General features: G+C 42.2%; 23 protein-coding genes. 14 read left to right on the top strand and 9 right to left on the bottom strand.

Annotation, left to right across the window (positions count from 1 at the left end; translation table 11 throughout):
* Positions 1 to 38 precede the first annotated feature (38 nt).
* The 3 genes from F612_RS0107980 (at position 39) to F612_RS0107990 (ending at position 3,536) form a co-directional block, all read left to right on the top strand.
* A complete protein-coding gene (locus F612_RS0107980) occupies positions 39 to 2,108 on the top strand; it encodes a two-component system response regulator (RefSeq protein ID WP_019557240.1) in 2,070 nt (689 codons plus the stop codon).
* A gap of 165 nt (positions 2,109 to 2,273) precedes the next feature.
* Positions 2,274 to 2,864, top strand: coding sequence for a hypothetical protein (locus F612_RS0107985; protein WP_019557241.1), 591 nt, complete (start codon positions 2,274 to 2,276; stop codon positions 2,862 to 2,864).
* 9 nt (positions 2,865 to 2,873) lie between these two features.
* Entirely contained in the window at positions 2,874 to 3,536 is a 663-nt protein-coding gene (locus tag F612_RS0107990) for a hypothetical protein (protein ID WP_019557242.1), read from the top strand.
* 126 nt (positions 3,537 to 3,662) lie between these two features.
* On the opposite strand, the gene ccoS is transcribed toward F612_RS0107990, so the two are convergent.
* The 9 genes from ccoS to ccoN form a co-directional block, all read right to left on the bottom strand.
* Positions 3,663 to 3,899, bottom strand: a complete 237-nt coding sequence (gene ccoS / locus F612_RS0107995) for a cbb3-type cytochrome oxidase assembly protein CcoS (protein ID WP_019557243.1) — start codon at positions 3,897 to 3,899, stop codon at positions 3,663 to 3,665.
* Entirely contained in the window at positions 3,899 to 6,385 is a 2,487-nt protein-coding gene (locus tag F612_RS0108000) for a heavy metal translocating P-type ATPase (RefSeq protein ID WP_019557244.1), read from the bottom strand. The genes ccoS and F612_RS0108000 overlap by 1 nt, the downstream gene beginning before the upstream one ends.
* Positions 6,385 to 6,906 (bottom strand): FixH family protein, encoded by a 522-nt coding sequence (locus tag F612_RS0108005; RefSeq protein ID WP_019557245.1) that lies wholly within the window; start codon positions 6,904 to 6,906, stop codon positions 6,385 to 6,387. The genes F612_RS0108000 and F612_RS0108005 overlap by 1 nt, the downstream gene beginning before the upstream one ends.
* Positions 6,907 to 7,017: 111 nt before the next feature.
* Entirely contained in the window at positions 7,018 to 8,490 is a 1,473-nt protein-coding gene (gene ccoG, locus F612_RS0108010; RefSeq protein WP_019557246.1) for a cytochrome c oxidase accessory protein CcoG, read from the bottom strand.
* A gap of 132 nt (positions 8,491 to 8,622) precedes the next feature.
* Positions 8,623 to 8,787: a hypothetical protein gene (locus F612_RS13250; RefSeq protein ID WP_019557247.1), complete on the bottom strand. Its 165-nt coding sequence runs from the start codon at positions 8,785 to 8,787 to the stop codon at positions 8,623 to 8,625.
* Positions 8,788 to 8,894: 107 nt separating this feature from the next.
* Positions 8,895 to 9,803, bottom strand: a complete 909-nt coding sequence (gene ccoP / locus F612_RS0108020; RefSeq protein WP_019557248.1) for a cytochrome-c oxidase, cbb3-type subunit III — start codon at positions 9,801 to 9,803, stop codon at positions 8,895 to 8,897.
* 24 nt (positions 9,804 to 9,827) lie between these two features.
* The gene (locus tag F612_RS13225; protein WP_157760473.1) at positions 9,828 to 10,010 is read right to left on the bottom strand and encodes a cbb3-type cytochrome c oxidase subunit 3; all 183 of its coding nucleotides are present in this window, start codon (positions 10,008 to 10,010) and stop codon (positions 9,828 to 9,830) included.
* A gap of 2 nt (positions 10,011 to 10,012) precedes the next feature.
* Entirely contained in the window at positions 10,013 to 10,843 is an 831-nt protein-coding gene (gene ccoO / locus F612_RS0108030; protein WP_019557250.1) for a cytochrome-c oxidase, cbb3-type subunit II, read from the bottom strand.
* A 72-nt stretch (positions 10,844 to 10,915) separates the two neighbouring features.
* Positions 10,916 to 12,346 (bottom strand): cytochrome-c oxidase, cbb3-type subunit I, encoded by a 1,431-nt coding sequence (gene ccoN / locus F612_RS0108035; protein ID WP_019557251.1) that lies wholly within the window; start codon positions 12,344 to 12,346, stop codon positions 10,916 to 10,918.
* A 440-nt stretch (positions 12,347 to 12,786) separates the two neighbouring features.
* Between ccoN and hisB the strand changes: the two genes are divergently transcribed.
* The 11 genes from hisB (at position 12,787) to F612_RS0108090 (ending at position 21,284) form a co-directional block, all read left to right on the top strand.
* Positions 12,787 to 13,374, top strand: coding sequence for an imidazoleglycerol-phosphate dehydratase HisB (gene hisB / locus F612_RS0108040; protein WP_019557252.1), 588 nt, complete (start codon positions 12,787 to 12,789; stop codon positions 13,372 to 13,374).
* Positions 13,375 to 14,013, top strand: coding sequence for an imidazole glycerol phosphate synthase subunit HisH (hisH, locus tag F612_RS0108045; protein ID WP_019557253.1), 639 nt, complete (start codon positions 13,375 to 13,377; stop codon positions 14,011 to 14,013).
* A gap of 92 nt (positions 14,014 to 14,105) precedes the next feature.
* Entirely contained in the window at positions 14,106 to 14,852 is a 747-nt protein-coding gene (gene hisA, locus F612_RS0108050) for a 1-(5-phosphoribosyl)-5-[(5-phosphoribosylamino)methylideneamino]imidazole-4-carboxamide isomerase (RefSeq protein WP_019557254.1), read from the top strand.
* A gap of 47 nt (positions 14,853 to 14,899) precedes the next feature.
* On the top strand, positions 14,900 to 15,673 hold the full coding sequence (hisF, locus tag F612_RS0108055) for an imidazole glycerol phosphate synthase subunit HisF (RefSeq protein ID WP_019557255.1): 774 nt from the start codon (positions 14,900 to 14,902) through the stop codon (positions 15,671 to 15,673).
* Positions 15,670 to 16,008 carry a phosphoribosyl-ATP diphosphatase gene (locus F612_RS0108060; RefSeq protein WP_019557256.1) on the top strand — a complete coding sequence of 113 codons (339 nt, stop codon included), beginning with the start codon at positions 15,670 to 15,672 and terminating at the stop codon, positions 16,006 to 16,008. Before hisF ends, F612_RS0108060 begins: the two co-directional genes overlap by 4 nt.
* A gap of 65 nt (positions 16,009 to 16,073) precedes the next feature.
* Positions 16,074 to 16,394, top strand: coding sequence for a histidine triad nucleotide-binding protein (locus F612_RS0108065; RefSeq protein ID WP_019557257.1), 321 nt, complete (start codon positions 16,074 to 16,076; stop codon positions 16,392 to 16,394).
* Between the two features lie 250 nt (positions 16,395 to 16,644).
* Complete coding sequence (gene tatA, locus F612_RS0108070) at positions 16,645 to 16,893, top strand: twin-arginine translocase TatA/TatE family subunit (RefSeq protein ID WP_019557258.1); 249 nt, start codon at positions 16,645 to 16,647, stop codon at positions 16,891 to 16,893.
* A 92-nt stretch (positions 16,894 to 16,985) separates the two neighbouring features.
* On the top strand, positions 16,986 to 17,501 hold the full coding sequence (gene tatB, locus F612_RS0108075) for a Sec-independent protein translocase protein TatB (RefSeq protein WP_019557259.1): 516 nt from the start codon (positions 16,986 to 16,988) through the stop codon (positions 17,499 to 17,501).
* Between the two features lie 24 nt (positions 17,502 to 17,525).
* Positions 17,526 to 18,596 carry a twin-arginine translocase subunit TatC gene (gene tatC, locus F612_RS0108080; RefSeq protein WP_019557260.1) on the top strand — a complete coding sequence of 357 codons (1,071 nt, stop codon included), beginning with the start codon at positions 17,526 to 17,528 and terminating at the stop codon, positions 18,594 to 18,596.
* Positions 18,597 to 18,741: 145 nt separating this feature from the next.
* Entirely contained in the window at positions 18,742 to 20,496 is a 1,755-nt protein-coding gene (locus F612_RS13340) for a thioredoxin domain-containing protein (RefSeq protein ID WP_083917313.1), read from the top strand.
* Positions 20,497 to 20,594: 98 nt separating this feature from the next.
* A complete protein-coding gene (locus F612_RS0108090) occupies positions 20,595 to 21,284 on the top strand; it encodes a zinc metallopeptidase (protein ID WP_019557262.1) in 690 nt (229 codons plus the stop codon).
* Positions 21,285 to 21,534 lie beyond the last annotated feature (250 nt).

A 21,534-nucleotide genomic window follows, 5' to 3' on the forward strand; every position in this document is an offset into this window, starting at 1 on the left:
CTCACCGATAACCTAATTAAGTAGCCCTAGATTAAACTATGTCCAATCGTCCAACAAATAGCTACCTCATTCTCATTATTGTGGACCATGAATCTACGCGTCAAAGTGCCTCTAATACATTGCATGATCTAGGCTATCAAGTTATAGAGGCTACTAATGGCAACGATGGTTTTACGCGTTTCATTGAGAGTAGACCCAACTTGGTTTTAATCGACAGTCAAATGCCTGTCATGAACGGTTTCTTAGCGACAAAAACAATTCGCAACTTTGAAAGCGGACGAACGACCCCTATTTTAACGCTGACACCAAAGCAGGATGTGCTCGCCATTGATCAAGCGTTTGAGGCGGGTGCGACTGATTTTATTACCAAACCCGTTAACTGGGAGCTACTCACCCAGCGGATTAAATTTGCATTGCGCACTGCAGATGATCAAGAACGTTTGCGAGTTAATCAATCTCAACTTATGTTTGCACAAAAAATTGCAAAACTAGGCTATTGGGAGTGGGATGCTAGCCGCAATGAAGTTTCTGGCTCGCAGTCGGTATTTTCACAGTTTGGCATTCCAAAACAGGGGGGGATTTCTTTAGAACAACTTTTCAGTAACGTACTGCCTAAAGATAAGCCTATTATCCAACAGGCCATTTCTGAAGCCCATCAGGGGCAATCTCATCTGGCCGTTAGCGTCCGTGTCCTAAAACCAGATGGCAATTTGAATCATATTGAATTTTTAGGAGAGGTAACGTACCAAGAAAGTGGACAGGTTTACAAAATAGCGGGTTCAGCGCAGGATATTAGTCGGTTACACAAGGCCGAAACTTTAGTACATTACCAGGGAAAGCATGATGGCTTGACTGGACTCCCTAACCGCAATGCTTTCAGCAAATCGCTCAATGATTTTGTCGCACACAAAAAAACAAAAACCTTAAGTGCTGTACTCATTTTTGATATAGATCGTTTTAAAGAGGTTAATGCCAACTTAGGCCAAGAACAAGGTGACCTTTTATTACTCTCATTAGCTCAAAGACTCAATCGCATTACCCGTGAGAATGATTGCGTCGCCCGTTTAGGCAGTGATGAATTCGCCATCTTGATAAGACAACTCCAAGACTTAAACGAACTGAAATTATTAGTCAACCGGATCAGGAATGACTTGAATGCCCCTTTTATGCTCATTAATGGTGAACAATTTATCAGCTATAGTGTGGGTGTATCCGTTTTCCCTGATGATGCCAACTCAGCTGAGGCCTTATTGACACGTGCCAACATTGCTCGAGCGACCGCCAAATCTCGAGGGGGAAATCAGTTTGTGTTCTATCACGAAGATATGAATGCACAAGCACAAGACCTACTTTCATTAGAGAATGATTTACGCCGAGCCGTGAAACGCAATCAAATCGAAGTCTATTACCAGCCGCAAGTCGATGCTAAAACCTTACAACCTACCGGTGCTGAGGCGCTTGTTCGTTGGCGGCACCCTAAATTAGGTATTATTTCACCTGTCGTATTCATACCAATGGCTGAGAGTACGGGACTCATTCTCGAGATTGGACGCCATGTTTTACAAGTCGCGATTCAACAAGCTGAAATTTGGCATCAGATGGGTTTTTCACAAATGCGTATCGGTATCAACCTTTCAGGTCGTCAGTTCACCCAGTCAAACCTAATGGAAGATGTTCAATCGGTTATTAGTCAATCGAATCTACCGGCTCGATTTATTGATTTGGAAATCACTGAAAGCTTAGCCATGAGTGATGCTGAAACTAATATAAACATCCTCAACGGTCTTAAATCACTGGGAATTTCTCTTTCCATTGATGATTTTGGAACGGGTTACTCATCTTTAGCTTATTTACATCGGTTCCCGATTGATACCATTAAAATTGACCGTTCATTTGTCCTTAATTTAGATAACCAAGAGGGCCAAGCCATTGCTCGTACTATATTGGCTATGGCCAAAAGTTTACACTTGGAGGTCGTTGCAGAGGGGATTGAACTGGATGATCAAGTTGATTTTTTCCAAGATAAACATTGCGATATTTTCCAAGGCTTTAAATTCGGAAAACCAATGCCCGCCGATGGGTTCATCGACTGGCTTAACTGTCACTAATAAAATTAATTTTTTCCAATTCTCAGCACCTTAAAGCGAAGTTCTGCTAATATTGTTGCATATCATTAACCTATAATATGCTTCGACATTACGTAACATAATATCCGTGTTTTTAAGGCCATCATTAATCGCCTTCTTACACTTAAAACTAAATTGAGAGAGACTATGCAGTATAAAGTCACCGATCAGGAGATTCGTGCGGCGAAAACTCCACACCATATCTTTAATATTAACATCATTTTCACTCATCTTTTTATCTCAATGATTGTGCTCGAAATTGGAGATACTCTTGCTTTATTACTGATCCCTTTCATTTCTAGCCTCGTTATATTTTACCTTTATCATCGTAAAAACAGTGCGAGTGTCCAATCTTCTTGGTTTGTGTCTGCACATTGGACGCTTGCCTGGAGACGTGGCCGCATCTTACTTTTCAGTTATGCAATCGCTCTAGCCATGGTGGCCCTCTATTGGGTTATTAACCAAATTTTTCCGGGTGGTTTTTCCATGAATGATTTTTCGACGGATAACAGTCAAACCAACCTGGGTAAAATCATTACTTTATATTTCGCAGCGGTTGTCATATTCATAGCCGTCTTAATCACCTTTACCCAAACGGGCATTTCGATCTATGATGCCGGCAGAGGGATTATGGATCCAGCTATTGAAAAATGGGTTCCGCGCGATGTCAATTCCAATGAAGCACTGGGGATCGGCAGTGACGAAGTTCAGCATTCTAATACCAAAAAAATGGATTGATTCAAAGCTATGACTTCCAAACAAATCGATAAAAAAAAATCATTACCTATGTTCTGGCTGGTGCTGGGCGGTTCTATCCTTGGACTCCTTGTAATTTTGCTCTTTCAACCAGATCGTCAAGCGATTGATCGTTCGCACCTACCTTGGAATGCTCAGTTCGATGAATCTGGAAAGTTGCATGCCTTAGGGTTAACAATTCATGAGTCAAGTCTTGCGGATGCTATGGCGCTGTACGGGAAAGATGTCGAGATTAAAATATTTTCTGATAAAGATGAAAGTAACAAATCTTTAGAGGCCTACTTCCCAGTTATGTACATCGGATCCATTAAAGCGGCATTAGCGGTCAAATTAGAGATTACGCAACAAGAATTGAATGCGGCCTATGCAATGGGTAAGACAATTACCACCAACACGTCAGGAACGCGTGAAGTTGAACTTTATAACTCAGAAATTGAGAAGTTACTCTCTAAAAGTATCACCAGTTTGACCTTGGTCCCAAGAAACCACTTAACTGATCGAGCCATTAGCAAACGATTTGGCGAGCCTGACCATAAAGAGATACAAAGTGATCACTTACCACATTGGTTCTTTGATAAATTAGGTTTAGAAATGATTATAGACCAGGAAGGACCGGAAGCGCTGCAATACACTACAAAGTCTCGTTTACCCTAATCTACTATTTATGTTTTGAAAAACCACCAGGCCTGGTGGTTTTTTTATTTGTCCGAAACCAAGTCATCTTCTCAGTAATTAACCAACGCCATTAACTTCTAATAATGAATAGGGCAATCACGTTTGTTACGTCTTTTTTACTGGGTCGCTTCCTAAGGTCTCAGTTTTTTTGTCAGAGGGGGTGGCAGGTGTACTTTCGGTAGGTTTAAGTTCCTCTGGGTATTCATCATCATCCATAAAAATGCGGTTGGCAGCGCCATCCAGATCATCAAAATGTCCAGTTTTAGCCATCCAAATAAAGACGACAACCACTAAGAACCCAAAAAAGAGCATCATTGGAATCAATCCATAAATAACATCCATTATTTTATTCCTTGTCTGCGTTTGCTAATGGCTTTGGGGCTAAAAAAGCGTCGGATTCTTGCCGCATTGCCTATCACCACTAAGCTACTCAATGGCATGGTAATCGCGGCAATTAAGGGGGTTAAAACCCCACTCATCGCTAAAGGCACCATAACTATATTATAAATAATCGAACTGGTAATGTTTTGTTTGATGGTTTTAAGTGTCCGTGCAGAAAGCTCTACCGCAGTATCGACTGCCAGTAGTTCATTATTCATCAGAACAATATCAGCACTGTCCATGGAAACATCTGTACCTGAACCCAAAGCAATACCAACATTCGCTCTGACTAACGCAGGAGCATCATTGACACCATCACCAATCATAGCTACCTGCTGACCACTTTCTTGTAAATCTCGAATAACACGGTTTTTATCTTCAGGCAAGACTTCAGCGATGACATTCATACCGCCGAGTTGTTCGGCTACACGCTGAGCAACGACATTCAGATCACCGCTGAGCAACGTAACCTTTTTGCCCTTGGCTTTCAGGCGTTGGATGAGCTCAACCGCCTCAGGGCGTATCTCATCCTCAAGAAACAATACACCAACAACGTTATTATCTCGAGCAATCCAAACGGCTGTTTGCGCTAACGAGGCACGTTCATCTGCTAAATTTACCAATGTTTGCGGTAACACCAACGCTAAGGAGTTTAGCCATCGAGCGGTGCCAATATTAAAAGTGCTACTTTGGTGCTCACCTTGCACACCCTTCCCAGGGAGTGCCTTAAATTGATGAATATCTAACCAATCTTTATTATTAAGAGACAAGCGGTCTTTAATGGATTCGGACACAGCACGCCCCAAGGAGTGTTCAGAGAGATGCTCAATCGAACCGATTTCGAGCAGAAACTGTTTTTCATCAATGCCAGATAACAGCTTATAATCGACTAATTGCATTTGCCCTTTCGTCAAAGTACCCGTCTTGTCGAACACAAAGTGTTCAATCGACTGCAAAGTCTCTAATACAGTGCCATTTTTAACCAAAATGCCATGTCTAGCAGAGATACCCGATGCAACCGCAATCGCCATTGGTGTTGCTAAACCAAATGCACAAGGACAAGTAATAATAAGGACTGCAGTTGCCGTCATAACCGCAAATTCAAGATCGGCGTTGAAGAACCAATATAAAAAACTTACCGCTGCCAACATTAACGTTGTACTCACAAACCAGGGCATTATTTTATCTGCTGTGCACTGTATAGGGGCTTTGGAACCTTGAGCCTCTTCCACCATGTGCACGATTCGACCCAACTGTGTGTTTTGTAAAATATTCTCTACCGAAACCGTTAAGATACCATCAACATTTAATGTCCCTGCAGCGACCCGGTCACCGACCTGCTTGCTTATTTCTCGGGATTCGCCACTTAACATGGATTCATTGACCATGCTCAAGCCTGAAATAACGATACCATCGACAGGAAACTGCTCTCCAGGTTTAACACGTATTTCGTTACCTGGTAAGAGTGCACGTACTGGCATAATTTTAGTGTCACCATCGATGACTTGTCGTGCAACCTTAGGCTGTAAATCCATCAAACGGCGTGAAGCATCCACGGCTTTGTTTTTTGAGATAGCCTGTAAATAGCGACCAATCAATAATAGAAACATAAAGTCTATCAAGGTATCAAAGTACACGCCGCCCGTGGAGTTCGGATTGACAGTAATCCATAATGAATAAAAATAAGTTGTTAAAATACCTAGAGAGATGGATACATCCATCCCCACCGTACGCGCTCTCAGCGAGGTGACAGCACCTTTTAAAAAGGGCTGGCCTGAATAAGCAAGCGTGATGGTAGCGATAATAAGTTCTATCCAATGGAAATAATTACGATACCCCTGATCTTCGCTCGCGCCGGTGTAGAGTGCAACTGAAAACCACATGACGTTCATCATTGCAAAACCAGCAAAACCTAATCGATAGAGTAAATCTCGATTGGCTTTACGATAAGCCGCTTCACTTGAAGTCGCATCATAAGGTGTCGCATCATAACCAAGGCTATTGAGTTTTTTGATAATATCGGACAGCTTAATTTTGCTATTGTCCCATCGAATTTTAATCTGTTTATTGGTGAAGTTGACTGAAGCAAGTAAAAGACCATCCACTTTAGCAAGTGAATGCTCAATTAACCAAACGCAAGCTGCGCAGTGAATTGCGTCTGACATCAAGGTTATTTGACGGCGATCCGTTAGCTCAGTGACATATTGCGACTGAACTTCATCATAATCAAAAAACTCAATGTCTTTATTCGGAGGCGGAGGTGGCGAAAGCAACTCTCCTTCAGGGGTACGCTGATAAAAACTTTCCATACCCGCTTCATAAATTACCTCACAAACCGAGGCACATCCGTGGCAACAAAATTCTCGTTCTGTACCATTGATTGGTTTTAAAATGAGATCACCTTCAGGAATCGCCTGACCGCAATGAAAACAACCATGAGAAAGCATTATTGAGAATCTTGAACCATAATGGAACGACCCATATTGAAGCTCAAATCACCTTGAGTCACTTCCATAATAATATCCCACTTACCTTTGGTATTTAACACTATATTTGCCTGATATTCGCCAGTGTTTCCTGTCGATATCAAGGTTTTCTTACCGTCTAATTTGCGATCCGACGGGCGGTAATAATAAAGTATTGCAGTATCCACATTTAATGGACGGTCCTCTTTATCAACCACTGTCAATTTAACGGTATCGACCTTGCCTTCGGACAAAATCGGCAAATCGATCTTTAATTGCCAACCCAGCTGCTCCATGCGTTTGCGTTCGGCCAAGACTTTATCCATATTTTTACCTTTTTCGTAAAAATCATCAATCACCAAACCAGGATTGGTCACAATGGCCATACTCACCATAAAGAAGTTTACACTGACCACAATAATCAAAATAGCAAACCAACCGATGACAAAAGGATTCTTCCAAGCAACACTCCAATTGCGTTCATCCTTTTTAATTTTTGACATTTTTTTCTCCTATTCAATTCGATAAAAAAGCCCTTAAAAGGGCTTTTTAGTCGTCACGATAATATAGTGTTTAGACAAATATTTCTATTAAAATCTTTTTAAAACAATCGATTACTTGCGTATCTTTGGACTTAAAAATACACTTTTATAGTTTTCAGCATTGAGTGGATTATTTAAATCAACCACTTTGATCAATAAAGGTGTTTTAGTTGATGTAAGTTGCTTTTTAGGAATCTTAACCAGTAGAGTTGTCGCACCTACATTCCCTGGCTGAACGGTAATCACCTTTTCAGCAACATAACTCAACCCCGCAGGGCCTTCCACGCTAATCTCTGCATGCATTACTTCTGCACTTTTGTTAACGACTTTAATCGTCCATTTATTTTGGATATCCCCATTACTCATCAAAACATAAAGTGGCGAACGATCATGTAGTGCTTTAACGTCGATTGAAGACATGGTGGTAAGTCCCCAGAGCATTGTCGTCGCTGCGAAAAGCATAATAGCGACATACACAATGACCCGTGGGCGCTTCCAAATGGCAGGTAATTTTTGGCCTGCAAACTCAGAAAGAGAAGCGTAACGAATCAAGCCTTTCGGTTTTTTAATTTTTTCCATGACCGAATCACAGGCATCAATACAGAGTCCACAAGTAATGCAGCCAAACTGTTGACCCAACCGTATATCAACCCCTGTAGGACAAACTGCTACACAAAGGTTACAGTCGATACAATCCCCTAAATCAGGTATTTCTTCATCGGGTTTAATCCGTTTAATACGTCCACGAGGTTCTCCACGATCTATGTCATAAGTCGGCACCACTGTTTGGGTATCAATCATAGCACCCTGAATACGCGCATAAGGGCAAAAACCGATGCAGGTTTGCTCACGTAATATTCCAGCAAAAAAATAACTGGCAAAGCCGAGCCCAATGATAATGCCTGTTTCGGTCGCACCCCATTCAAAACGAAACATTCTCACCCAAAGATCCAGCGCATCAGTAAAGTACGCCACAAAACTGAAAGAAGTCATAAAACCGATGAACCCCCAAATCAGGTGTTTCTTAAACTTCATTTTGAATTTTTCAAAATTCATCGGAGTGGCTTCAAGTTGAATACGTTTATTAGGTTGACCCTCAATTTTTTCCTCTATCCAGGTAAAAACATCCATCCAAACAGTTTGAAAGCACGCATAACCACACCATAAACGCCCAGCAATGGCCGTCGAAGCCGCCAATAATAAGGCAAAGAACAGTAAAATCATGGCAAGAATCCAAATATCTTGCGGCAATATTGTCAGACCAAAAATATGAAATTGGCGATTTCCTAAATCAAACAACAGTGCTTGGTGACCATCCCAGCGTAAATAAGGCCCCAAAAAAAGGGCTAACCAAAAAGAGGCTAAAACCCACTTAATTGTTCGGAAAGTCCCCCCAATACGCTTAGCATGCACCGTACCGCCAGCATGAACAGGTAAGATCTCGATCCCAATATTTTCTAAATTCTTATTACTGGTATCCATTTGGTCCAATAAAGAACCTGTTTGACCGTTATCGCGATACAAATCTTTTTTATTGTCTGACATAAGCTAATTCTGTTATCCCTACTTTGGTGAAAAGCGTTATTTTATAAAATTACTTTACCAGTATATCAATGACTATAAACAAAAATAGGCCCAACGAAGTAGACCTATTTTTGTTTATACATGGAGGAAAAGCTAATCGACTTTGTTTTCGTCTTTGTTTTCATCTTTGTTTTCGTCTTTTTCTAAGCCTTCCATCGCTCTTGCCGTCTTCCAAGCAAAGCCGATGAATGCCACAATACTAAGCACTAATGCAGCAAGTGAAATCCAAAGAACAAAGTTACTGTTTAATTCATTCATATCAAACTCCTAGCAACTTGATTTAGATCAAGCTGTCTTTTCCCAAAAATGAGAAAGGAGAACAAGTGTTCTCCTTTCAGTTCAATCGCTCAATGCCGAAGCACGAACTACTGACCACCACCTAATGCATGAACATAAACCGCTAAGCGTTTCACATTCACATCTGCATTTGGTAAACGCTCTTTGAATGAAGGCATAACAGCTTGATGCGTGCCAGCAACATACTCGCCATTTTTCTTAACATTTACACCGTTAGCAATAACACCACGAATTTCTTCACGATTACCACTGAAACGCCATATTTGATCTGTCAAGTTTGCAGCGCCTACAGGTGCTAAAGGCTTACCAGCAGGACCGTGACATGCAAGACACATTCCTTTAGTGTAAGCCGCTTTACCTGCTGAATAAGCAACATCGTTGCCTTCTCCTTGGGATAAAGCAATAACATAATCAGCGACATTATCGATTTCAGTATCGCTTAAATTACCCATCATGCCTTTAGCAGGCATGTTGCCGATACGACCATTCTTAATAGAGGCTTCGATTTGGGCCACACTACCGCCCCATAACCAATCATCATCGGCCAATACTGGGAAGCTGGGATTACCCGCTCCACCAGCTCCATGACACGCCGCACAGTAATCACCAAATAACATTTTAGAAGTGGCTACCGCATATGATTTAAGTTCTTCGTCTTGAAGAATTTCAGTCACAGACATCGCGGCTAACTTTTCTTCTTTGTCAGCAAACTTGGAATCTCGCCAATCTTTAAGAACCTTAAAATCGTCGTGATATTCATTTACCTGTGTCCAACCAGTCATACCTTTTGTAAACTCTCCAGTCGCATTCGTTAATGGAATCGTCGGATAGTACAAGGTATAAAAGATAATCATAATGAAACCCGCGTAGAAAGATAACATCCACCATAATGGCGGTGGGTTATCTAATTCACGCAAATCTTCATCCCAGATATGACCAGTATTACCTTCATCTGGCCATGGATTTTGATGTGCCATATTTATTTCTCCTCGAAATGACGACTAATCGTCATCCAAAATTTTGTATTTTTGCTCTTCCATTTCCTTACGTTTGCTTGGTCTTAAAGCCAAAGCAAAGGTAATTAACATGCCAAAGAACACCAATACAGTTATGATCAGTCCAGCCCAGTCCTGAGACGTCATTGACGCCCAGTCAGTGCTTAAATACTCTTCAAGTACGCTCACAATTAATGGCGATAGGTTTTACTGTCATCCAGCTTAACCATCGTCCCTAATACTTGTAAGTAGGCAATCATGGCATCCATTTGGCTATAGCCAGCGATTGCTTTATTCGCATTCTCGATTTCGGCATCGGTATATGGAACACCCAATGTACGCATTGCCGATAAACGAGTCTGCATATTACGTTCGGTACCGAAGAAGTCTTCTGAAATAGGTTTTTCCGCTAACCAAGGGTAAGCAGGCATAACCGATTCTGGTACTACGTTTTGTGGACGTAACATATGCATAACATGCCATTCATCGGAGTATTTTCCGCCTAGACGTGCAAGATCAGGTCCAGTTCTTTTTGAACCCCACTGCATTGGATGGTCATACATTGATTCAGTTGCCAATGAAAAGTGACCATACCGTTCGCGCTCATCACGGAAAGGACGAATCATTTGTGAGTGACAAATATAACACCCTTCACGAAGGTATAAATCGCGACCAGCAAGCTCTAATGGTGTGTAAGGACGAACCCCATCACCCGCTTTCCAGTCCGCAACGACCCACTTGCCGTTACGATCTTCTTTATACAATGCTTTATCAGAAACTAACTTACCGTTAGCATCCTTAGTGAAGGTACGTTCCCAAACTAACTCTGGAAACGTTTCATTTTTAACATTACCGTACTGATCTGTTTTCTCAGTATAGTCAACTGCAGACTTAAGATGAAACAGAGGTATGATTTCTACTATTCCAGCAATTGAAACTGCCAAAGCAGTTGCCATGAATAAAGCGAATATATTACGCTCAAACATGTCCTGGATATTTTTTGGTTTTTGATCATCTGACATGAGTTTGTGCTCCTCAACTCATAATTTTCTTTTTAGGTGGTAAACGTCACCACCTAACCTTAGGCATTCAGCTTAAGCGTGCGCTGGAACTGTATGGGCAGATCTTGCATTCGCCATACGAATAGTCATCACTACGTTATATAACATGATAACCGCACCACTGAAGAAGAGTAATCCACCGAAAGCGCGCATCGCATAATAGGGATGCATTGCAGAGACTGACTCAGCAAAGGTATAAGCTAACGTTCCATACTCATCATATGCTCTCCACATAAGTCCCTGCATAATCCCGGATACCCACATCGCTACGATATAGAAAACCGTACCAATTGTCGCTAACCAGAAGTGGAAGTTAATCAACTGCATTGAATACATTTCAGTTTTCCACATCTTCATGACCATATGATAGATTGCACCGATAGAAATCATCGCTACCCAACCTAATGCGCCAGAGTGAACGTGACCAATCGTCCAGTCTGTATAGTGAGACAATGCATTAACTGTTTTCGCTGCCATAACAGGCCCTTCGAAAGTAGCCATTGCATAGAATGCTAAAGAGATAATTAAGAAACGTAAGATGTAATCCGTACGTAATCTATCCCAAGCTCCAGAAAGTGTCAGCATACCGTTTAGAGCACCACCCCATGAAGGAATGATCATCGCTAAAGAGATTACCGCACCTAAAGATCCCGTCCAATCTGGCAGTGCTGTGTACTGAAGGTGGTGAGCACCTAGCCAGACATAACCAAACATCAAGGCCCAGAAGTGGATAACCGATAAACGATAAGAGTAAATAGGACGCTGTGCTTGCTTAGGTACAAAGTAGTACATAATGGCAAGGAAACCAGCCGTTAAGAAGAATCCTACCGCATTATGTCCCCACCACCACTGAATCATGGCATCTTGAACACCTGCAAACATAGAGTATGAACGGAACATTGAGACCGGAATTGACAATCCGTTAACAACATACAGGTATGTGATTGCAATCATCATCCCCATAAAGAACCAGTTAGAAACGTAAACGTTTGGATGAGTCTCTTTGTTACGAGATGCAATTGTCATAATAAAGTTGAACGTGTAAATTGTCCAAACGATTGAAATAGCAATTGCCAAAGGCCATTCTTGTTCATGGTATTCTTTACCTGTTGTCATCCCTAAAGCGAGAGAGATAACCGTGGCTAGAAGACCGATTGTGAACAGAATAGCCGTTGTCCAAGCCAAACCATTACTCCAGAGTTTCACACCATTCGTTCTTTGAACCGTGTAGAAAGCTGTTGCCATTAGCGTCATTCCACCAAATGCAAAAATAACGGTATTCGTATGAATAACACGCAATCTCGCAAAAGTAATTTCCGCAATATCAAAATTTAACGCAGGCCATGCTAGTTCCGCTGCTGCATAAGTACCCATTAAAGTACCTAACACCAAAAAAACTGTCGCACCTACTGTTAAATACTTAACCACACCATTGTCGTACTGTGGCTTTGCTGTAGTATCCATCAGTTGGATTCCCCTTTTAGTCTTAACATTCTGTCTTCACCCATTTAACTCAACCAATTAGATGCAGACCCCTCAATGCGTGATTATACATTGACGACCCCACGAAGGAATAGTTAACGCCACAAAAAACTTATTTTCGATCAATTTTTTCTTTAATTCAAATAAGCTTGAAAGTGCCTAAAATAGACTCAACACCTATAAATAACTTTTTAATTATCCCAGAGAGCTCTCTTATTGCCTACTTAAATAAATCTATAAGGACATATAATAGTTTGCTTATGGGTATTCTTATTAAGACCTGATTTAAAGTTTTCTACAGCATATTAGTGACTTAGCCGATCACACTGCTTGTTCAACTCATGCATTTTTAATTAATCTCATATAAAAAAAACACCTTTTCAGTTATTATATTGCCAACAATTGAATACAGGATGGACACTATGCGCAAAGCAACCATCGAGCGTGATACGCTTGAAACTCAAATTACAGTCTCAGTAAACCTCGATGGTCAAGGCGATGCCAAATTAGATACTGGTGTTCCTTTCTTCGAGCACATGTTAGACCAAATTGCCCGTCACGGTATGATTGACATTGACATTAAGGCAAATGGCGATACACATATAGACGATCACCATACCGTAGAAGATGTGGGTATCACGCTCGGTCAAGCCATTAATCAAGCGGTGGGTGATAAAAAAGGCATTACCCGTTACGGTCATGCCTACGTACCACTGGATGAAGCACTCTCTCGAGTTGTCATTGATTTATCAGGTCGACCAGGCCTGGTCTTTAATGCCGACTTCACACGTGAAAAAATTGGCAACTTTGAAACTGAGTTGGTGTTTGAATTTTTCCAAGGCTTTGTTAACCACGCTAACGTTACATTACATATCGACTGTTTGCGCGGTCACAACTCACACCACCAGGCGGAGACCATTTTCAAAGCCTTTGGTCGAGCATTGCGCATGGCACTTTCTGCGGATGAACGCATGGCAGGCAAAATGCCTTCTACCAAAGGAAGTCTCTAGATGGATCAAAAGCTAGTGGCCGTTATTGACTACGGCATGGGCAACTTACGCTCAGTGGCTAAAGCCGCGGAACATGTCGCCCCTGACAATGTCCATATTCTCGTCACTAACAACCCAGAAGAGGTTGCTTGTGCTGATGCCATTATATTTCCGGGCCAAGGGGCTGCCAAAGCGTGTATGCAAGCGCTGCACGACACTGGCATGATTCACCCTATTCAAAAAGCCGCTCAAGAAAAACCTTTTTTAGGCATCTGCATGGGATTGCAGGTCCTCATGTCTCACAGCGATGAAAATCAAGGCATAAACTGTCTGAATGTCATCCCTGGTCATGTAAAACACTTTGAGCTTGAAGAGAACTCTCCGCTTAAAATCCCGCACATGGGCTGGAATCAAATCCACCAAGAGCAAGACCATGCTCTGTGGCAAAATATCCCGCAAGATAGTCGCTTCTATTTTGTACACAGTTATTATGTCCAACCAGAAAATCAAGCTATGATTACTGGCACGACTACACACGGCATAACCTTTCCAGCGGTGCTCAGCCATAAAAACGTGTTTGCAATTCAAGCTCATCCTGAAAAAAGTGCTGAACATGGCCTACAGCTATTCAACAACTTTTTAGCGTGGGATGGCCAATAAATAGACAGTGACTTACTAGTAAGTCAGATAAAAATTCGATTTAACGACTTTACACTAGAGTCGTTATCCACAAACTTTAAAAGGCTACAAACATGTTATTGATTCCTGCAATCGATTTAAAGGATGGTGAATGCGTTCGCCTAAGACAAGGTGTTATGGAAGGTGCGACCGTCTTCTCTGGTGACATTGTTGCCATGGCCGAAAGATGGGTGACTCAAGGTGCTCGCCGTTTACACATGGTCGATCTTAATGGTGCTTTTGAAGGCAAGCCAGTGAATGGCGAAGCCGTGTATCAAGTACGTGCAGCTTATCCTGATCTACCGATCCAAATCGGTGGCGGAATTCGTGATTTAGCCACTATCGAAGCTTATTTAAATGCGGGTGTGAGTTATTGCATTATTGGGACACAGGCAGTCCACAACCCTGCATTTGTCGCCGAAGCTTGTAAAGCCTTCCCTGGTCACATTATGGTTGGTCTAGATGCTGTCGATGGCATGGTTGCCATTAACGGTTGGGCTGATGTGACTGACCATGAAGTCACAGAACTTGGTCGACAGTTTGAAAATGACGGCGTTGAAGCCATTATCTATACTGACATTGGGCGTGACGGTATGATGCAAGGGGTTAATATCGAAGCCACTCAAGCTTTGGCCAAAGCACTGAGCATTCCAATTATTGCTTCTGGTGGCATCACCAATTTGGATGATATTACCCGCTTAGCAAGTATTGAAGCAGATGGTGTCACTGGCGCGATTACCGGTCGTGCCATATATGAAGGCTCTTTGGACTTTAAAGCGGGGCAAACACTTTCAGACAAGTTGTCACCGTTAAGAAAGTAACCAGGCCTGGTCAAACCGACCTCATTAGACCCAATTTAGGAAACACTATGAGTTTAGCAAAACGCATTATCCCTTGTTTAGACGTTGATAACGGTCGCGTAGTAAAAGGCGTGCAATTTGTCGACATTCGCGATGCAGGCAATCCGGTTGAAGTCGCCAAACGTTATGATGAACAAGGGGCTGATGAGATCACCTTCTTAGACATTACAGCCACAGCAGATGGCCGTGACACAATGGTTCACCTGGTTGAAGAGGTTGCAAGCCAAGTTTTCATACCACTCACCGTCGGTGGAGGCATTCGTTGTGTCGAAGATATTCGTACCATGCTTAATGCTGGCGCAGATAAAGTCGCGATTAACTCCGCTGCGATTTTTAACCCAGCATTTGTTAAACAAGCCTCCGATGCATTTGGATCACAGTGCATTGTCGTCGCGATTGATGCTAAAAAAGTCAGCGCGATAGGCGAAGATAATAAATGGGAAATATTCACCCACGGTGGACGTAAAGAGACCGGTATTGATGCTATTGCTTGGGCTAAACGCATGGAATGTTTAGGCGCGGGAGAGATCCTCTTAACCAGCATGGATCGCGATGGCACCAAAATAGGTTTTGATCTAGAGTTGACACGTGCGATTGCCGACAGCATTCGAATTCCAGTCATTGCCTCAGGAGGTGTCGGCGAACTAGAACACCTCGCCAAAGGCATTACTGAAGGCCATGCAGAAGCCGTGTTAGCTGCAAGCATATTCCACTTTGGACAGCACACTGTGGAAGAAGCTAAACTTGCCATGCAAGCTGAAGGAATTGAGGTACGATTATGAGTAACGTTCTAAAACAACTTGATGCCGTGTTAGAAGCACGCAAGCTGGAATCAGCTGACAGCTCTTATGTCGCCAGTCTGTACTCAAAAGGGACAGAAAAAATACTTAAAAAAATTGGCGAAGAAGCTAATGAAACCATTATGGCTGCAAAAGATCTCGAACATGTCAATAATCTAGAAAACAAAGAACATCTGGTTTACGAGATAGCCGACCTCTGGTTTCATACCATGGTATTATTAGCATCGCAAAATTTGTCTAGTGAAGACATTACCAACGAATTGCAACGGCGCTTCGGATTATCTGGCCACGATGAAAAAGCCAGTCGTGACCAATAACATCCACTGGTAGCCTATGAGCTACCTGATTAATAGGCGTTTATTCAGCCATAAGGAATTCACCCATGACAGAAGAAAAAAGTATATTCAGTAAGATCATTGACAAAGAAATCCCTACTGATATTGTGTATGAAGATGAAAAATGCATCGTCATCAATGACATCCACCCCAAAGCACGAGTACACTTATTGATTATTCCAAAAAAGCCGATTCCTAGCTTATTTGAATTAATGCCTGAAGATAAAGATTGCATGGGACACATGATGTTGTTGTTACCACAATTAGCTCAAACGCACGGATTAGATGGTTTTAAAACCCAAATTAATACCGGGGAGTCAGGTGGACAAGAAGTGTTTCACATCCACATTCACCTACTTGGAAATTAACATCGGATTAATTGTGTTAATCTTAAGAGTAAATGAATTAAAACACTCTAAAATACCTTTCTAATTCTGATCAAATCTGTATCAACCGTCAAAAGTCATAATGATTTTGGAGGCATTAAAAAGTATTTTTAGTGCACCCTAATCGGCTAATTTGATATGATTAGCAGTCTTAAAAATTCTTGATCTGAATGTGACGCCCGAAAGCGCCATTAAGATCTTAAAAACAGTTATAGAAAATGGAGTAAACCCTATGGGCATCAGTATTTGGCAGTTACTAATCATTCTTGCAATCGTATTAGTTCTTTTCGGCGCGAAGCGTTTGAAAAATGTAGGAGGCGATTTAGGTAGCGCAATTAAAGGCTTTAAAAACGCCGTGAAAGATGAAGAGAAGAAAGACGACGATTCTGCTGAGAAAACGTTAGAACAAAAAGACGGTGATAATGTTTTTGATGTTGCCGCAGATGAAAAGGTCGCTGAAGAGAAGAAAGACAAGGCATAAAGAGGTCGGCACTTGCTCTTGAACATCTGCCGTTATTTTTGTTTTAATCTAGCAATGCGTTCGCTCGCTTAACGTCTATGTAGGTCTGTTGTATGTTCGATATAGGTTTCCTTGAAATCATGGTGATTTTAATCATCGCGCTTCTCGTCATTGGACCGGAGCGTATGCCTGAACTTGCCCGCAAAATCGGTGGTTTCATGGGGCGTATGCGTCGTTTCATCAACTCGGTAAAAGAAGATGGTCAGATGCAAGAAACCATCAAAGACTTTAAAGATTCAATGAATATTGAAGAGCAGCAACAACAGATCTCCAACCTTAATAAAGAGCTCAAGACCAGTCTGGACTTCAGTGAAGACCTTAAGGATGAAGCGTTTCAACGCCCTACTTTTGGTGGAGAACAACCGCCTGTCGAAACGGATACTGGTGGACAATTCAATCGTGCACCTACTCAGCCAAATGTACCAACACCCGTTGTTGCAAATACAATAGAAGATGTTTCCGCGACTGAGCCTGAGTCTGCATCAGGAGAGACTCCCGTAGAACCCAAGACCGTTTCTACAGAAGATTCAGTAGCGGACACATCCTCCTCTGAAACCAAAAAAAGCTAAGCTTTGACATATGAGTAGCCCAGCATGAGCAATACAGCGCTCCCGCCTAAAGATCAAGAGATGACTTTAGTACAGCATCTGCTTGACCTAAAGACCAGCTTGACACGTGCAATTCTTGCTATCATAGTATTGTTCCTGTGTTTATTTCCATTTGCGAATGACATCTACACCTATATTGCGGAACCGTTGACACGCTACCTGCCGGAAGGCAGCAGCATGATTGCAACGGCTGTTGCCTCTCCTTTCTTAACCCCGTTTAAGTTAGCCTTTATTTTAGCGATCTATATGGCCATGCCCTACTTGCTTTATCAAGTTTGGCGATTCATTGCACCTGCACTGTACTCACATGAAAAACAATTAGTTGCACCCATTCTATTCTTTAGCTCCTTCTTATTTTATGCGGGTGGTGTGTTTGCTTACTATGTTGTATTTCCACTGGTCTTCGGATTTTTATCACAAAGTGCACCGGAAGGTGTCACCATTGCCACGGATATTTCACTCTACCTAGATTTTGTCATCAAGATGTTCTTTGCTTTCGGCATGGCGTTTGAAGTCCCTATTGTCACGGTTTTGTTAATTCTGACGGGCATGACATCCGCTGAGAAACTTAGCCATTCACGGCCCTACATAGTGGTTGGCGCATTTGTCATTGGAATGTTACTAACGCCGCCGGATATCATTTCGCAGACGATGCTGGCCGTGCCAATGTGGCTATTATTTGAGATTGGTTTATTGGTCGGTGGATACGTGTTTAAACGTCGACAGAAAAACAACGAAACTCATCCAAATGATACTGACCCTGATGGTCAAAGCAGTACAATGAGTGAGACTCAGCCTGAATATGAGTTCGATGATCGCTATGCAGATCAAGTGGATGATGATTTAGATTGGGATGCGGAGTTTGATAAGGTCGACTCTGAGATGAGTATTCTGGAAAAAGAGTATCTGAAATCACAAGAGGCGAAAAAGCGAGATGAAGCATCTACTGACTCTAAAGATCCACTCACTGAAAAAACGGATTCAAAACCAGATACAGCGGACGAACGTTCTAGCGATACAAAAAGTGATTCACCTCTCCTTAACGAGAACAAATAGCAACAGGCTCAACAATCCTCTTAAAAAATATCTATTTTCAAAGCGACCAGGCCTGGTCGCTTTGAAACGGCGTGTCAACAAACACTGTAGAACACCACAACCCCTACTTTTACACGCTCCGAACCGCTTCAATCCTTTAAATAGAATGGTATTATTGTTCGCCATCGGTTGTATCTTAGGACACCCGCTTTCTGGTGAAGCATCGACTTTACCCCCAGCTCAGACCAATCAACTCTATCAAAACCCAAGTCCTTATCTAGCCATGCATGGACAAGACCCCGTTGAATGGTATCTTTGGAGTGCTGCTGTGTTGAAAAAGGCTCAAAACGAGAACAAACCCATATTCATCTCCAGTGGCTATTTTTCCTGTCACTGGTGCCATGTGATGCAACGGGAAAATTACCATAATGTGAAAACTGCGGCCTATCTCAATCGGCATTTCATCTCCGTAAAAATTGATAGAGAACTCAATCCTGAGCTCGATAAAACCCTGATTGAATTTGCTGAAAAGACCACTGGCCAAGCAGGTTGGCCACAGCACGTCATACTCACTCCAGAAGGCTATCCTTTTGCGTCATTTATCTACCTTCCCAACGCTGTATTCAACGCCACGTTACAACGCGTTGTTGAAATTTGGAATAAACAACCGGGTAAAATCCGTACCTTGGCCAAACAATTCGTAGAGCCAGCAAGTCATCCTCATCCATTTAATGTCTCGCGCTCTATGTTTTTACAGCAACTATTACAGCAACTATTACAGCAATTAGAACGTGCAAAAGATGATTTAAGCGGTGGCCTGAAAACAAATGCGAGTAAATTTCCACAAGCACCCCTTCTGCAAACTGCATTAAGTATAGAACGCTTACCTCACTCCATTGAAGAGTGGTTATTGTTCACTCTAGATCAAATGCAGTCCCAACATCTTTTTGATCATATTAATGGTGGATTTTACCGTTATACCGTAGACCCAGAGTGGCAGACTCCACATTTTGAGAAAATGGCCTACACCAATGCCTTATTGGCTGATCTTTATCTACAAGCCGGACAACGTTTTAATCGCCCAGATTATCTCCAGACAGCCTTAACCACACTCAGCTATCTGCAAAAACATCTATACAACCCAGTCACTCAACTTTATCAAAGCAGTCAATCAGCCATTGATGCCCACAGTGTAGAAGGCGGCGATTATTTATGGCGTAAATCCCGACTTCAACAAGCACTCACCAAACAGGAGTTCTCTGCAATTGACCAGGCCTGGTCGCTTTCTAAACCCGCACCTTATGATCGGTTAGGTTGGCACCCCACTCCACTCACAGCCAAAAATAGCCTTTTATGGCCGACCATCCGAGCGAAGCTACAAACCAACCCGTCACAAATCCCGATAGACAGTAAAAGCATACTGGGATGGAACGGTTTGATTTTATCAGCGTTAAGTAGAGCGTATGCCGTTTTAAAGGATCCCATTTATCTCAGGCAGTCCAACCAACTGGCTAAAGTGTTGATGCATCAGATAATGCAAGAGCACCCTCCTCGCGCCTTATCAGTCGATGGGTTGGATATGGGAGAAGCGAACCTACAGGATTATGCGTTTATTTATCAAGGCATCACCCATTGGCAAAAACTGACACAGCAAACGACTTATCAAACGGATATGAGCCAACTTGAAAAGACCATCATCCAACGATTCTATACAAAATCAGGCTGGCAATATCAGTATGCGCCTCTTCTACCAGGCCAACAGGGTGAATGGCTGATGGCTGATAATGCGATACCAAGCCCAACTGCCATCATCAGCTGTCTTGAGCCACAATCTGTTCAATTTGCGGGTAAAGCCTTGTTGGGGAACCCGTTGAGTTATGCAACGTATCTCAAAACATTAGACTGTATTGAACGCCGTTAATAAAAGTCAAATACCGTAGAATAGGCTTTTCTTTTTTGACTTATTGGTAAGCTTATTTTTTCTCACCGCTTACCACGCAGTAATATGGACTTTATCGCATGGGCTTTTTAATCGTTGGTTTTATTTTGTTGTTTATTCTCACATCGCTTCCCAGCCTGTGGACTAAACATATCCTTAATAAGTACCGCACACCACACCCTGATATAGCAGGGAGCGGTTTACAGTTTGCCGAACACTTGGTTAATAAACTGGGATTAAAAGGTGTACGTATAGAAGAGACGGATCAAGGCGACCATTACGACCCCATTGAAAAGGTGGTACGCATTTCAACCGCCAATGCCCATTCAAACTCCCTAACAGCCATTACCACTGTCGCCCATGAAATTGGACATGCTCTACAGGACAAAGAAGATTATCCCGAGCTAAAGCAACGCACCGCGTTGATTGAGCGTGCAGCAATGATGCAAAAGTTCGCTGGTTTTGCGTTAATGCTCACACCAATTCTGATTCCCTTAACCCATTCGCCAATGGTCGGAATCATGACGTTTGGTGCAGGCTTTATCGCCATGGGTGTACCCGTCATTATCCACCTAAGCACGTTGCCGGTTGAGTTTGATGCAAGCTTTAAACGAGCTCTGCCTTTACTCGAAGAGGGCGGTTATCTTAGTAAAAAAGACCATAAAACAGCCAAGACCATCCTATTCGCTTGTGCGATGACGTATGTGGCAGCCTCTTTGTCGAGTCTATTTAATTTATGGAAGTGGCTTAAAGCCATTAAAGCACGCTGATATCACCACCCCCAAGCTATGTGATAAGTCTACAGATCACCTGAAAAATAGAAGGAATTATGGAGCAGAAACAGCTAGCAGACTAGGGTTCTATACTACAAAACCATCCCATAACTGGAAATATTGGTGCTTTATTAAATGCCAACAATGAAACGGTCATCATTAAAACTTTAGTTAGACTTAATAATATGAATAGCGAAAAATAGCTTTCACTCTGCCACTATATTCATTCTTTGGTATTATTCATGCT

This window comes from Thiomicrorhabdus arctica DSM 13458 (assembly GCF_000381085.1).
Lineage (GTDB): Bacteria > Pseudomonadota > Gammaproteobacteria > Thiomicrospirales > Thiomicrospiraceae > Thiomicrorhabdus > Thiomicrorhabdus arctica.

Excerpts from the sequence above, each read along its gene's own strand:
- F612_RS0108005 (WP_019557245.1), bottom strand. The coding sequence starts at position 6,906 with ATGTCAAAAATTAAAAAGGATGAACGCAATTGGAGTGTTGCTTGGAAG.
- hisB (WP_019557252.1), top strand. The coding sequence starts at position 12,787 with ATGCGCAAAGCAACCATCGAGCGTGATACGCTTGAAACTCAAATTACA.
- ccoS (WP_019557243.1), bottom strand. The coding sequence starts at position 3,899 with ATGGATGTTATTTATGGATTGATTCCAATGATGCTCTTTTTTGGGTTC.
- ccoO (WP_019557250.1), bottom strand. The coding sequence starts at position 10,843 with ATGTCAGATGATCAAAAACCAAAAAATATCCAGGACATGTTTGAGCGT.
- tatC (WP_019557260.1), top strand. The coding sequence starts at position 17,526 with ATGAGCAATACAGCGCTCCCGCCTAAAGATCAAGAGATGACTTTAGTA.
- hisA (WP_019557254.1), top strand. The coding sequence starts at position 14,106 with ATGTTATTGATTCCTGCAATCGATTTAAAGGATGGTGAATGCGTTCGC.
- ccoP (WP_019557248.1), bottom strand. The coding sequence starts at position 9,803 with ATGGCACATCAAAATCCATGGCCAGATGAAGGTAATACTGGTCATATC.
- hisH (WP_019557253.1), top strand. The coding sequence starts at position 13,375 with ATGGATCAAAAGCTAGTGGCCGTTATTGACTACGGCATGGGCAACTTA.
- F612_RS13250 (WP_019557247.1), bottom strand. The coding sequence starts at position 8,787 with ATGAATGAATTAAACAGTAACTTTGTTCTTTGGATTTCACTTGCTGCA.
- F612_RS0107980 (WP_019557240.1), top strand. The coding sequence starts at position 39 with ATGTCCAATCGTCCAACAAATAGCTACCTCATTCTCATTATTGTGGAC.
- F612_RS0108065 (WP_019557257.1), top strand. The coding sequence starts at position 16,074 with ATGACAGAAGAAAAAAGTATATTCAGTAAGATCATTGACAAAGAAATC.
- hisF (WP_019557255.1), top strand. The coding sequence starts at position 14,900 with ATGAGTTTAGCAAAACGCATTATCCCTTGTTTAGACGTTGATAACGGT.
- F612_RS0108090 (WP_019557262.1), top strand. The coding sequence starts at position 20,595 with ATGGGCTTTTTAATCGTTGGTTTTATTTTGTTGTTTATTCTCACATCG.
- tatA (WP_019557258.1), top strand. The coding sequence starts at position 16,645 with ATGGGCATCAGTATTTGGCAGTTACTAATCATTCTTGCAATCGTATTA.
- F612_RS13340 (WP_083917313.1), top strand. The coding sequence starts at position 18,742 with ATGGTATTATTGTTCGCCATCGGTTGTATCTTAGGACACCCGCTTTCT.
- F612_RS0108000 (WP_019557244.1), bottom strand. The coding sequence starts at position 6,385 with ATGCTTTCTCATGGTTGTTTTCATTGCGGTCAGGCGATTCCTGAAGGT.
- ccoN (WP_019557251.1), bottom strand. The coding sequence starts at position 12,346 with ATGGATACTACAGCAAAGCCACAGTACGACAATGGTGTGGTTAAGTAT.
- ccoG (WP_019557246.1), bottom strand. The coding sequence starts at position 8,490 with ATGTCAGACAATAAAAAAGATTTGTATCGCGATAACGGTCAAACAGGT.
- F612_RS0107985 (WP_019557241.1), top strand. The coding sequence starts at position 2,274 with ATGCAGTATAAAGTCACCGATCAGGAGATTCGTGCGGCGAAAACTCCA.
- tatB (WP_019557259.1), top strand. The coding sequence starts at position 16,986 with ATGTTCGATATAGGTTTCCTTGAAATCATGGTGATTTTAATCATCGCG.
- F612_RS0107990 (WP_019557242.1), top strand. The coding sequence starts at position 2,874 with ATGACTTCCAAACAAATCGATAAAAAAAAATCATTACCTATGTTCTGG.
- F612_RS0108060 (WP_019557256.1), top strand. The coding sequence starts at position 15,670 with ATGAGTAACGTTCTAAAACAACTTGATGCCGTGTTAGAAGCACGCAAG.